At 58.1% G+C, this 12,193-nt stretch carries 11 protein-coding genes and 1 tRNA gene; 7 read left to right on the top strand and 5 right to left on the bottom strand.

All coding sequences use genetic code 11. The features are described 5' to 3' along the window. Window positions 1-11: 11 nt before the first annotated feature. The 3 genes from hisA to hisB form a co-directional block, all read right to left on the bottom strand. Window positions 12-752 carry a 1-(5-phosphoribosyl)-5-[(5-phosphoribosylamino)methylideneamino]imidazole-4-carboxamide isomerase gene (gene hisA / locus GQF00_RS06895; RefSeq protein WP_161318437.1) on the bottom strand — a complete coding sequence of 247 codons (741 nt, stop codon included), beginning with the start codon at window positions 750-752 and terminating at the stop codon, window positions 12-14. 76 nt (window positions 753-828) lie between these two features. After that, window positions 829-1,470, bottom strand: coding sequence for an imidazole glycerol phosphate synthase subunit HisH (gene hisH / locus GQF00_RS06900; protein ID WP_161318438.1), 642 nt, complete (start codon window positions 1,468-1,470; stop codon window positions 829-831). Between the two features lie 8 nt (window positions 1,471-1,478). Beyond that, on the bottom strand, window positions 1,479-2,084 hold the full coding sequence (gene hisB / locus GQF00_RS06905) for an imidazoleglycerol-phosphate dehydratase HisB (RefSeq protein WP_161318439.1): 606 nt from the start codon (window positions 2,082-2,084) through the stop codon (window positions 1,479-1,481). Between the two features lie 101 nt (window positions 2,085-2,185). On the opposite strand from hisB, the gene GQF00_RS06910 reads away from it, so the two are divergent. Next, window positions 2,186-2,506: an acetyl-CoA sensor PanZ family protein gene (locus tag GQF00_RS06910; RefSeq protein ID WP_161318440.1), complete on the top strand. Its 321-nt coding sequence runs from the start codon at window positions 2,186-2,188 to the stop codon at window positions 2,504-2,506. Between the two features lie 15 nt (window positions 2,507-2,521). Here GQF00_RS06910 and GQF00_RS06915 read toward each other — a convergent pair whose 3' ends face one another. After that, the gene (locus GQF00_RS06915; protein WP_237440433.1) at window positions 2,522-4,345 is read right to left on the bottom strand and encodes a sensor histidine kinase; all 1,824 of its coding nucleotides are present in this window, start codon (window positions 4,343-4,345) and stop codon (window positions 2,522-2,524) included. Between the two features lie 221 nt (window positions 4,346-4,566). Between GQF00_RS06915 and GQF00_RS06920 the strand changes: the two genes are divergently transcribed. The 5 genes from GQF00_RS06920 (at window position 4,567) to GQF00_RS06940 (ending at window position 9,346) form a co-directional block, all read left to right on the top strand. Continuing rightward, complete coding sequence (locus GQF00_RS06920) at window positions 4,567-6,783, top strand: AsmA family protein (RefSeq protein ID WP_161318442.1); 2,217 nt, start codon at window positions 4,567-4,569, stop codon at window positions 6,781-6,783. A 105-nt stretch (window positions 6,784-6,888) separates the two neighbouring features. Then, window positions 6,889-7,965 carry an A/G-specific adenine glycosylase gene (gene mutY, locus GQF00_RS06925; RefSeq protein ID WP_161318443.1) on the top strand — a complete coding sequence of 359 codons (1,077 nt, stop codon included), beginning with the start codon at window positions 6,889-6,891 and terminating at the stop codon, window positions 7,963-7,965. A gap of 40 nt (window positions 7,966-8,005) precedes the next feature. Beyond that, window positions 8,006-8,290: an oxidative damage protection protein gene (locus GQF00_RS06930; protein ID WP_161318444.1), complete on the top strand. Its 285-nt coding sequence runs from the start codon at window positions 8,006-8,008 to the stop codon at window positions 8,288-8,290. A 54-nt stretch (window positions 8,291-8,344) separates the two neighbouring features. Then, window positions 8,345-8,420, top strand: a tRNA-Phe gene (locus tag GQF00_RS06935). Between the two features lie 134 nt (window positions 8,421-8,554). Then, complete coding sequence (locus GQF00_RS06940) at window positions 8,555-9,346, top strand: M48 family metallopeptidase (protein ID WP_161318445.1); 792 nt, start codon at window positions 8,555-8,557, stop codon at window positions 9,344-9,346. A gap of 102 nt (window positions 9,347-9,448) precedes the next feature. Here the strand turns inward: GQF00_RS06940 and GQF00_RS06945 are convergent, their stop codons facing one another. Further along, window positions 9,449-10,978, bottom strand: coding sequence for an NAD(P)/FAD-dependent oxidoreductase (locus GQF00_RS06945; RefSeq protein ID WP_161318446.1), 1,530 nt, complete (start codon window positions 10,976-10,978; stop codon window positions 9,449-9,451). Window positions 10,979-11,084: 106 nt separating this feature from the next. On the opposite strand from GQF00_RS06945, the gene GQF00_RS06950 reads away from it, so the two are divergent. Beyond that, window positions 11,085-12,113, top strand: a complete 1,029-nt coding sequence (locus GQF00_RS06950) for an AraC family transcriptional regulator (protein ID WP_161318447.1) — start codon at window positions 11,085-11,087, stop codon at window positions 12,111-12,113. The last annotated feature ends 80 nt before the right edge of the window (window positions 12,114-12,193 follow it).

The following is a 12,193-nucleotide window of genomic DNA, read 5'->3' on the forward strand; positions in this document are numbered from 1 at the left end:
TCGTCTCCGCCTCAGGCCTTGATCAGTTCGTCAGACAGCGCCTGACCGTCTGCAAAGTTGAGGGTGTTCTCGTAAATGGCACGGCCAGTGATAGCACCGCTGATGCCTTGATCCGCCACGCCACAGAGGTTGCGTACATCGTCCAGATTGGTGATGCCGCCGGAGGCAATAACGGGAATGGACATGGACTGGGCCAGGCGCACGGTGGCTTCCACGTTAACGCCCTGCAACATGCCATCGCGGCTGATATCGGTATAAACGATGGCGGACACACCATCGTTTTCAAACTGTTTGGCCAGATCGATCACATTCACATCAGTGACGTTGGCCCAGCCGTCGGTGGCAACCATGCCATCCTTGGCGTCCAGACCAACAATGATATGGCCGGGGAACTGCTTGCACATGTCGCGCACGAATTCCGGTTCATTAACGGCCTTGGTGCCAATGATGACCCACTGCACGCCGGCATCCAGATAAGCCTGAATGATTTCCGGGCTGCGAATGCCGCCACCAATCTGAATCGGCAGATCCGGGTACTTGTGGGCAATCGCCTTGACGATATCGCCATTCACCGGCTCACCGGCAAAAGCACCATTGAGATCGACCAGATGCAGGCGCCGCGCACCCTGCTCCACCCAATGACTGGCCACCGCCACAGGATCTTCGGAAAACACCGTGTCGTCTTCCATCCGCCCCTGCTTGAGGCGAACACATTTTCCGTCTTTCAGGTCGATGGCAGGAATCAAAAGCATATCTAGTTCTCAAGGCTTGGCGCCGCACCTGCGGCACAGGAAAAACGATGGTTTCGCTGTCAACTGTTAACAGGCTTCAAGGCTGCCAACGCAGGAAGTTTTCCAGCAGGGTCAATCCGGCATCGGCACTTTTTTCCGGGTGGAACTGCACCGCAAAGACATTGTTGCGGGTGGCTGCAGCGGCAAAGCGGCGCCCATAGTCGCAGTAGCCCGCCACTTCCTCATCGGCCAGGCCGGTGACACAGTAGCTGTGCACGAAGTAGAAGCGGGCGTTATCGGCAATGCCCGCCCACATGGGATGCGCCATACCCTGCTGCACCTGGTTCCAGCCCATGTGCGGGACCTTCAGCTTGCTGCCGGTGTCATCCTGCATCTCGCCAAAGAAGGTCACTTCACCATCGAAAACCCCGAGGCAGTCGACCCCGTTATTTTCTTCACTGTGGGCCATCAGTGCCTGCATGCCGACACAGATGCCAAGCACCGGTTTGCCGGCGGCAATCACATCACGGATGGCCTGATCCAGACCGGTTTCCTGCAACACGGCAATGCAGTCACGAATGGCGCCCACACCGGGAAACACCACCCGATCCGCAGCACGAATCCTGTCTGCATCACCCGTGATCAGGATCTGTTGACCGTTAGCCACTTTTTCCAGAGCCTTGCCTGCAGAGTGCAGGTTGCCCATGCCGTAATCGATAACGGCAACTACTTCGCTCATGGCTGCACTTACTCGCTTTCGCTCAGGGTGCCCTTGGTGGACGGGGTGATCCCGCTCATCCGCGGATCAGGCTCTACCGCCATGCGCAAGGCACGACCAAAGGCCTTGAAGACAGTCTCGGCCTGGTGGTGGGCGTTCTTGCCACGCAAATTGTCGATATGCAGGGTAATCATGGAATGGTTCACCATCCCCTGGAAGAATTCGTAGAAAAGATCCACATCGAAGCCGCCGATGCTGCCTCGGGTGAAATCCACGAACATCTCAAGACCAGGGCGACCGGACAGATCCACCACTACACGGGACAGAGCTTCGTCGAGCGGCACATAGGCATGGCCGTAGCGGCGAACGCCCTTCTTGTCACCCACGGCCCGGGCAAACGCTTGCCCCAGGGTAATGCCGATATCTTCCACGGTATGGTGAGCGTCGATGTGCAAGTCACCTTTGGCGGTGATTTCCAGATCGATCAGGCCGTGACGGGCCACCTGATCCAGCATGTGCTCCAGAAACGGCAGGCCGGTATCCAGTTTGCACTGACCAGTACCATCCAGATTGATGGAAACCTGAATCTGGGTTTCCAGGGTATTGCGCTCAACAGTGGCGCTTCGCTTGCTCATCTATACCTCCCGGGCATTGGGCCGGCTATTATACGCAGCCTGACGGCCTGTTGACACCATTGTGGCAGAGCCCCCATTCCCCCAACCAGCGGAGTCGCCCCATGCCTATCAGTGTTCAGGCCCACCCTCTCTCCCCGGAAGAATGCCAGACCTTCGAGCAGGTGCTGCGTGATAACCCGGAATACCGGCAAAAACTGCAGGATACGCAGGAAAAAGGGGATCGCAGGCTGTTTGCCGCCCATTTCAACGGCAAGCGGGTGGCGATTGCCCTGGTCGAGAAAGATCAGCCGCTGGTGGACTGGATGGTGGTGCACCCCGCCACCCGTGGGCGCGGCGTGGGCAAGGATTTCCTGCGCCTGATCGGTCAGACGCTGGGCGAGCCGGTCAGCCTGCCGGCGCACTGCCAGCAGGCCAACTCCTGAGCTGACACCAACAGACTACTCTGTGCCTGCCCCCTCGTACTCGGCCAGCGGCAGGCGCAGATGCAGACTGAAGCCCCGGCCAGGACCGGGGCTTTCCGCCCACAGCTGCCCGCCGATCTGCTCCACCATGACGCGCGCCATGGCCAGCGACAGACCGAAACCTTCTTCATGGTGTCGCGACCCCATGACAAAGAACGGCTCCATGATTTTCTCCAGCTGGTCCGCCGTGGCGCCCTTGCCCTCATCCCTGATCTGAATATGGGCAAATCCTTCAGCCACATTCACTTCACTGACCACTTCCACACTGCCGCCCTCGGCACTGAAACGCAGGGCGTTATCCAGCGCCATGGCGAACACTTCCTTCAGCTCACTCTCGCTGGCCCGCACCCGAAGATTGGGCGAGACACGGTTACGCAGGGCAAGACGTAATTGCTCAATGCGATCCGACTGCTCCCGCACCAGGGCATCTATCATCCACATGGGCTGGCAGGCTCCTACCGGTGGGGGCTGATTTCGATCTGAGAGATCAAAATAACGCAGCGAGGTGCCGACAATGCCGATAAGGCGTTTCTGCCCCTTGCGCACCATGGCCCAGACATCCACATCATTGTCTTCGGCATTGCCGCTACCCAGGGTATCGGCCGCACCGATCCAGTTGATGGGCGTATTCAGTTCATGACTGATGTACTGCAGGAACATGGATTTGTCCTGGTTCATCTGCTCAATATCGGCCAGGTGCCGCTCCAGATTTTGCTGAGCTTCCAGCGCAAGCTGCTTGCGTTCATTCTCCAGAAAGCGGATCCGGTCCCCCAGTGCCAGAGACAACATGACCACCACCCACAGCGCGCCGATATGGGGGAGATAGGGAACGATGGCGTGATACGGGATCAAACCCAGATTCCCAATGGCGTAGAGGAATATCGTCAACAGAAACACAGACCAGGCCAGCACATAGAGGCGTGCCACCCGGAAGCCCTGTCGCCACACCGTCCAGCCCAGCCAGCTGAACAGGACCACCGTCATCAGCGCGATACAGGTGGAGAGGTGATAGGAATAGGGCGGCTGCAATACCCACTGCAACAGGAAGGCCGTGCCGATCAGGATCAGATAATGGCGCAGCAAACGATCGTAACGGGGAAACCGCTGAGCCAGTTGAAGAAACTGTCGCGAATAGAGCGCCAGTGCCAGTGCGATCACATAGGTGGACAGCCAGAAATATTCATTGATCTTCGGCGTTTCCGGCCACAGGAACTGCAGGCCGTAACCGCCCACCGTAATGTTGAAGAAAATGATACCGGCCAGAAACATCACGAAATGGAGATGAACATTATCCCGCAGGGATAAAAACAACATCAGGTTATAGATCAGCATGATCGCCAGCGAGCCATAGAACAGCCCCTGAATCAGTTGCTCCACGTAAGTAGATTCCACCAGCCCCTTGGCGCTGTAGAGCATGGGCATCATGTTCAACGCGCCCTTGCCTTTCAGTTTCAGGTAATACTCTGTCTCACCGCCATTATCCGTATCCAGTGCAAATACAAAGGAGCGATGATCCATCGGCCGCAACGAAAATGGCCGGGTATCACCAACCGGAAACGACTTATAGCCGCCACCCGGACTGGGCACATAGAGGGTCAGCTCATCCAGAATCGGGTAACGCTCCACCAGGAACCAGCTGCCATCCGCATCGCTGGCATCCACTGCAAACCGTAACCAGATGGTACTGTCAGTAAAACCAAAACTCAGCGCCGAACTATCACTATTGCGGAACCGGCTGGCGAACTGGTTGCGCACTTGATCCAGCGTCCAGTGGCTTTCCGGATCCTCCAGAATTTGCATTCTGGCCCCCAGCGTCACCTCGTTCCCCGCTCCCTTGAGGACAACAGGCTCAGGTTTGATCGCCTGCGCCACCGAACTCAGCAGCGCAAAAACGGCAAACACAACCAAATGGAACTTTTGCAAAGGTCCTTCCCCTAACTATGAACCGATTCTACGGTTATGGTACGTCAATCCCGACTGCTATAATCCGGTTCAATCGGCCAACACGCAAGGAGAGCTCCATGGGACGCCTGTTAAAAATTTTGCTGATCACCATATTTGCCATCATTCTGCTATTGGCGATAGCCGTATTTGTGATCACACAGGTCATTGATCCCAACGAATTCAAGCCTGAAATCGAAAAACAGGCCCGCGAACAAGCCAACCTCACACTGAATATTGAAGGTGATCTGGCCTGGCAATTCTGGCCCTCCCTGGGGGTCAGTATTGGCCGCACTGAAGCCCGTATTGCCGACCAGGAAGAGCTGTTCGCCGCGCTGAATGAAGCCGCGCTCAGTGTCGCTGTGCTTCCGCTGTTTTATGGCCAGGTCGAAATGGATGGCATCCGTCTTGCCGGCGTGGAAGCCAACCTGGTGGACGGCCCTGACGGCGCCAACTGGGAACTGATTGGCCCGCAAAGCACCGGAGAAGAAACCGACACCAGCGACGACAGCAGCGCCACGGACAGTGCCGAAGCCGGCAGCCTGGATATCCCGCTGACCATTCCGGAAGTCGTGGTCGCCGACAGCAAGATCCGTTACCGCAATATTTCAGACGGCACCGACATCGTCGTGGAGCATTTCAACCTGAACGCCCAGGACGTGAACCTGGACAGCCCCTTCCCACTGCAACTATCCCTGCGCTATCAGGACCAGAGCGACATGCGCGTGGACATGAATCTGGACACGGTACTGGCCGCCGACATCGACAACAGTCACTTCGTGCTGAACCCCATGACCCTGGATGCCAATATCGCCGGCGCCACCACCATGCCGGTGGACATACACCTGGAACAGAATCTGGATGTAAACCTCACCGAGGACACCCTGACAATCAAGGATCTGCTGCTTACCGCCGCCGGCACCGAAACTCGCGGCAATGTAAATGTGAAGGCCCTCACCGGCGACTTGCAGCTTGGCGGCAAGCTGACCACCCAGGCGTTCAATGCCAACAAGGTGTTGCAAGCCATTGGAGAAACTCCCATCGAGACCTCGGATGCCAACGCCCTGAGCAAGGTGTCCATGGATGCGACCCTGGGCGGCCAGCCCGGCAGCATCATGGTCAACCCGCTAACCATCAAACTGGACAACAGCACGCTCAATGGCAGTGCCGGACTGGCCAGCCTGGAAAGCGGCAAAATCGTGTTTGATCTGCTGCTCGACAAGATCAATCTGGATGGCTACCTGCCTCCGGACTCCGAAGAGGAAAGCGTTGATGCCGCCCCCGGTGGCGGCAAGACCGGCGGCACCGCCAGCCTCTCAACTGATGAACTGATCCCGGTGGATTCCCTGCGTCCGCTGCTGATCGACGGCAAGTTTGCCATCGGCAACCTCAGCTACGATGGCATCACCGCCAGCGACATGAAGTTTGCCGTCACCGCCAAAGACGGCATCCTCAAACTTACCCAGGCCACCGGCAAGACCCTGGATGGCACTTTCAGCGCCAAGGCGACACTGGATGCCTCCGGCAAAACGCCAAAGATCACCGCCAGCAACACGGTGACCAGTGTGCAGATCCAGCCCATCGCCCAGATGGCGCTTGACGACGATCTGGCCAAGGGCATCTTCTCCATGACCGGCAACTACAGCGCCAGCGGCAACAGCGAAAAAGCGCTGATGGACTCCGCCCGGGGCTCTCTGGAGCTGAATCTGGCAGACGCCACCGTGCGCGGCCTGAACCTCTACAACACCTTGGTCGGTGGTGTTAACGACATGCTGGGCCAGTTCCAGGGTCTGGCGAGCGCCATGATTCCCGGTCAGGAATCCGGCAAACTGCCATCTGCACTATCTGAAGACACCAAGATTCTCGATCTGAAATCCAAGGCCCGCCTGGACAAGAACGTGGCCTATCTGGACAGCCTGGATGCAGTGCTCAGCAAGGGCAACATCAGCGGTAACGGCTGGATGAATATTCTCAATCAGGATTTCGACCTGAGGATTGGCATGCAATCACCGGAACTGGGCACCTCCAAGTATCTGCAAGGCACCACCTGGCCACTGCGTTGCGAGGGCAACCTGGAAGAGTCACCAGCCAAGTGGTGTGGTCCTGACAAGGATGGCTTCAAGGACATCGGCAAACAGGTTGCGGCCAAAGCCACCCAGGACAAGCTCAAGGAGAAACTCGGCATTGAAGGGGAAGGCGACACCGCCGAGGAAGTCATCAAGGATGCCGCCCAGAAAAAAGCCAAGGAAGAAATCAACAAGCAACTTCAGGGCGGCCTTAACAAATTATTTAAATAATCGACACGGCCTGCTTGACCAAGCAGGTCGCATGTCAGCACCTGAAACGGTCCCCTATGCGGAGAAGGGCAAGCGCCCTTCTCCGCCAAGCTTGTTCGGAGAATCATGCCCAAATCCACTCTGAGCCCTGCGAAATTCAGCCAGGCCCTGCTCGACTGGTACGACCAGTTCGGCCGACAGGACCTGCCCTGGCAGCATCCACGCACGCCCTATCAGGTGTGGATATCGGAAATCATGTTGCAACAGACCCAGGTCAGCACCGTGATCCCCTACTTCCAGCGTTTCATGGATCGCTTCCCGGATGTAAAGACCCTGGCTCTGGCGGAGCAGGACGAAGTGCTGCACCTGTGGACCGGGCTCGGCTACTACGCCCGCGCCCGCAACCTGCACAAGTGCGCCAAACAATTGCTGGAAAATTACCGCGGGGAATTCCCGACTACTGTTGAGGAAGTCTCCACCCTGCCCGGCATTGGCCGCTCCACCGCCGGCGCCATTCTGGCCCAGAGCCGCGGTGTTCGCGCACCGATTCTTGATGGCAACGTGAAACGGGTACTGTCTCGCCTGCATTCGGTGGAAGGCTGGCCGGGCAAGAAGCCGGTGGAAAACCGCCTGTGGGAACTGGCGGAACACTACACACCGGATGAACGCCTGGCGGACTACACCCAGGCCATCATGGATCTGGGCGCCACCCTGTGCCGCCGCGGCAAGCCCGACTGCAACGCCTGCCCGCTCAATAAGGGTTGTAGCGCCTATGCCAACGGCAACCCGCAGGATTTCCCCGGCAGGAAACCCAAAAAAGTCCTGCCGGTGCGCACTACCACCATGCTGATCCTGCGTGATGAACAGGGTCGGGTCTGGCTGGAGCAGCGCCCCGCCCAGGGCATATGGGGCGGCCTGTGGTGCTTTCCCCAGACCGAAACCACGGATGAAGCCGGCGAGGCCCTGAAAGCCCGTGCGCTTCGTGCCAGGACAGTTGCCCAGCACCTGGACGGCTTCCGCCACACCTTCAGCCACTTCCACCTGGACATCTCCCCGCTGGAAATCACCGTTCAGATCCAGGGCACCCGTGACGGTGAAGGCCAATGGGTGGATCCGGCCTCACCGGGCAAGCTCGGCCTGGCGGCACCGGTGAAGAAACTGCTGGCGACGCTGGACAGCCCCCGTCAGTCACGCATGTTATAGTCCCCACACACGCATACACTCACACAGCGACGGAGTTGCCATGAGCCGCACGGTAATGTGCCGCAAATACCAGAGCGAACTGGAAGGTCTGGATCGCCCGCCCTTCCCCGGCCCCAAGGGACAGGATCTCTTCGAGCACGTGTCGAAGAAAGCCTGGCAGGAATGGCTGCACGAACAGACCATGCTGATCAACGAGAAGCACCTCAACGTGATGGATCCACAGGCCAAAGCCTTCCTGGACGAACAACGTGAGCGTTTTCTGAACAACGAAAACTACGAAAAAGCCGAGGGATACACCCCGGTTGCTCACGATGCGAACAAATGAACCGACAATGGCTTGACGCCTCCCTCTTCAGACGCTTTAATACGCGCCCTGATTGCCCGGATAGCTCAGTCGGTAGAGCAGGGGATTGAAAATCCCCGTGTCGGTGGTTCGATTCCGCCTCCGGGCACCAAATCAAAAAGGCCTCGCATTGCGAGGCCTTTTTCGTTTCCGGGCCCCCTATCCCTCTCAACCCGCTTATCACTACACAAGCGATACAACCTCGGCTACCGTTGGCAAAACCTTCGCTGCGCCAGGATACCCATCGTGCAACGCTTTCCTGTTCTGACCTTGTTACTGCTTGCCCTGACCGGCTGTGACCAGACCCCCACCGGACGGGACCAGCTGGCCGTGATTCCCGACAGCATGATGGCGGATTTCGGGCGCCAGACATTTGCGCAGATCCAGCAGCAGGTAGCAGCCAGCGAGGATGCCGCCGCCAACCGACAGGTACAGTGTGTAGCCACCCATCTGATCAGCCGCATTGGCGCCCGCTTTCTTGGCAGCCCGCTGCCGGAAACCTGGGAAATCGTGGTGTTTGCCGATGACACCCCCAATGCCTTCGCCGTGGCCGGCTGCAAGATCGGCGTCAATCAGGGGTTGCTGACAGTGGCAGATAACAATGATCAGCTGGCCGCCGTGATCGGCCATGAAATCGCCCATGTGCTTGCCCGGCACGGTAACGAGCGCCTCACTCAGGAGTTGGGCATCAAGGCCACTCTGATGCTGATTGGCTTGTTCAGCGAAGGGGATGCAGACATGGAAAGCGTGCTTCAGGCACTGGGGCTGGGTGCACATCTTGGCATTACCCTGCCCTTCAGCCGTGCCCACGAAGAAGAAGCGGATCTGATGGGACTGGAGCTGATGGCCAGCGCCGGCTTTGATCCGCGCGAAAGCACCGAACTATGGCGAAACATGGCAAAGGCCGGTGGCGGCCAGCCACTGGAGTTTCTCTCCACCCATCCCAACCATGAAAGCCGGATCGAGGCGTTAAGCGCACGCATGGACAAGGCCATGCCGCTCTATCAGCAGGCAACGCCAGCTGCGTGTGAACCTTAAGATCAAAAGCGGTTTTACCACAGAGGGCACAGAGACCACCTAGCGGGAATGCCCACTCAGTGATCTCTGTGCCCTCTGTGGTAAAACCGCCTTGCAACAGCCTCAGCTAACCGCTGCTGCCTTGGACGTCCCCTTCACCGTCGCGGGCTGCCAGTCATAGTCCTTCATGTTCACTGTCCAGGTGCGAGCCATGAACTGGAAGGTGGCGTGGGGCCACAGGGCCGTGTTGCGACCATCCGCTTGCTGATACCAGCTCATGCAGCCGCCGTTCTGCCATACCGTGCCTTTCAGCTCATCCTGCAGCTTGTCATTGAAGCGATCCTGGACATCCTGCTTCACATCCAGCCAGGCATCACCGCGCTTATCCAGCTTGGCAATGGCATCCATGATGTAGCGCACCTGGCTCTCGATCATGAAGATAATCGAGTTGTGGCCCAGACCGGTGTTCGGTCCCACCAGCTGGAACATGTTCGGGTAACCACTCACGGTGGTACCCAAATAGGCTTCAGCGGCCTCTTTCCAGTCATCCTGCAGGCGGCGCCCCGGCAACCCGGTGATCTCGAAATCCTTCATGTAGATACGCGGATCCACAATGAAGCCCGTGCCCAGCACCAGACAATCTGCCTGCTGCTCTGTGCCATCGCTGAACACGATGCTGTTTTCACGGATTTCTTTCACGCCTTCGGTCACCAGCGCCACGTTATCGCGGTTGAAGGTGGGGTAGTAATTGTTGGAAATCAGGATGCGCTTACAGCCCAGAGTGTAGTTCGGGACCAGCTTGCGGGCGGTTTCCTTGTCTTTCACCTGGTAGTTGATGAACGCCTTCAGCGCCGGCTCGGCCAGCTTGGCCAGGCGCGGATTGAAGATCGGCACCACCCGCGCTTCATTGCTAAGATACAGACGCAGACGGTGCAGCTTGCGCAGGGCCGGGAAGCGTCGGAACACCCACTTGCTCAGGCCGGAATAGGCGCGCTCATCACGGGGAATGATCCACGGCGGGGTGCGCTGCACCACGGTCAGATGGCCGGCCGCCTTGGCCACATGGGGAACGTACTGAATGGCACTGGCGCCGGTACCAATGGACACCACCTTTTTGCCGGCCATGTCGTAGTCGTGATCCCACTGGGCAGAGTGGATGATCTTGCCTTTGAACTTTTCCATTCCCTTGAAGTTGGGGAAAGAAGGCACATGCAAGGGACCACTGGCCAGCACCCAGTGCTGACAGATCACCTGTGAGCCATCGGCCAGATCCAGGGTCCACAGGGCCGCCTTGTGATCAAAATGGGCGCCGGTCACTTCAGCGTTGAAGCGGGTAAACTGGCGCAGTCCGTGCTTGTCACTCACCCCCTGGATGTAATTGTGAATCTCCTGCTGGCCGCTATAGCGGTGGCTCCAGTCCGGATTGCCTTCAAACGAGAAGGAATACATGTGCGACTGCACATCACAGGCGGCGCCTGGGTAGCTGTTGTGGAACCAGGTACCGCCCATGCCATTGCCTTTCTCCAGCAGCACGAAGTCATCGATACCGGCCTCACGCAGCTTGATGGCCATACACATACCGCCGAAACCGCCACCGACGATGGCGACTTTGACGCGACGGGTTTTCACATTGATTTGGGCCTGACTTGTCATTGGTATTCTCCTGGGATGCTCACGGGCTCCTTGATGACAACACTCTAACCTTGCCAAGGCTTAGTGAATACGTGTTAACCTGACTGAAAAATTGATAATTCCGGCCATGTCTGAACGCTCGATACTTGCTCTGATCTACACCATCGACCTGCTCGAGAATGAGAAGGGGGTCGACTGTGCGTCAGTATTGGCCCGGCACGGGCTGGATCGGGACAAGCTGGATCCGAACAGTGAGATTGGCCGGGACCGGGAACTGCTGATCTTCACCGAGCTGCTGCCTCAGGTGGACGATCCCTTGCTGGGCTTTGAGATGGGCAGTCGTTTCGGGTTCGCCGGCTATGGCCAGCTGGCCATGCTGCTGATGACCAGTGAAACCGCCTTTCAGGGTTTCCAGTTTGGTGTGAAATACCAGGCCCTGACTTACCTGTATGGCGAAATTGCCTTGACCCCCGGCGAAACCACCACCGCCCTGGAGCTGCATCCGATCCCGCTGCCTCCGGAAGTGAACCGAACCCTGATCGACCGGGACATGGTCGGCACCTTCAAGCTGGTCAACGATATCCAGACTCAGCTGAATCTGGATCTGCGGCCAGTGGAAGTATGGATGCCCTATTCGCGCCCTGAGCAAGCCCATGTCTTCGAAGACTATTTCGGCTGCCCGATTCGCTATGACCAACCCTACTGCAAGGCGGTGATCAGCAATGAAGATATGGCGGTGCGGATGCCCGGCTATAACAAGATGGCCCAGGACATGTACCGGGAACAATGCGAGGCCATGCTGGCCCGCCGCGAGCCGCCCACCGAGCATCTCGCCAACCGTGTGACCGCCTACCTGAGCCTGTTCGTGCGCACATTCCCCACGTCGGAACAGGTGGCCCAGGCGTTCAGCATTCCCGAGCGCACCTTCCGCCGTCAGCTCAGCAAGGAAAACCGCCCTTTTCAGGGGTTAATGGATCAGGTCAGGGAAGAAAAAGCCAAACGCTACCTGGCCGACTCCAGCCGCAGCGTTGCGGAAATCGCCGAACTGCTGGGCTACAGCGAATCAGCCGCTTTTGTCAGGGCGTTTGAGCGATGGACGGGAGTAACGCCCGCCCGTCATCGCAAAGAGGGCAACGGGAACGGAATTAATAGTTAATAGCGTCGCGAGACGGTTTTTCTTGTTTTGCAACGCAAGAGGCCGCGCCCAGCTTTGGGCGCGGCCTCTTGCGTTTGAGA

Origin of the sequence: Alcanivorax sp. DP30, from assembly GCF_009882945.1 — a bacterium.
In the GTDB taxonomy this organism is placed as follows: domain Bacteria; phylum Pseudomonadota; class Gammaproteobacteria; order Pseudomonadales; family Alcanivoracaceae; genus Alcanivorax.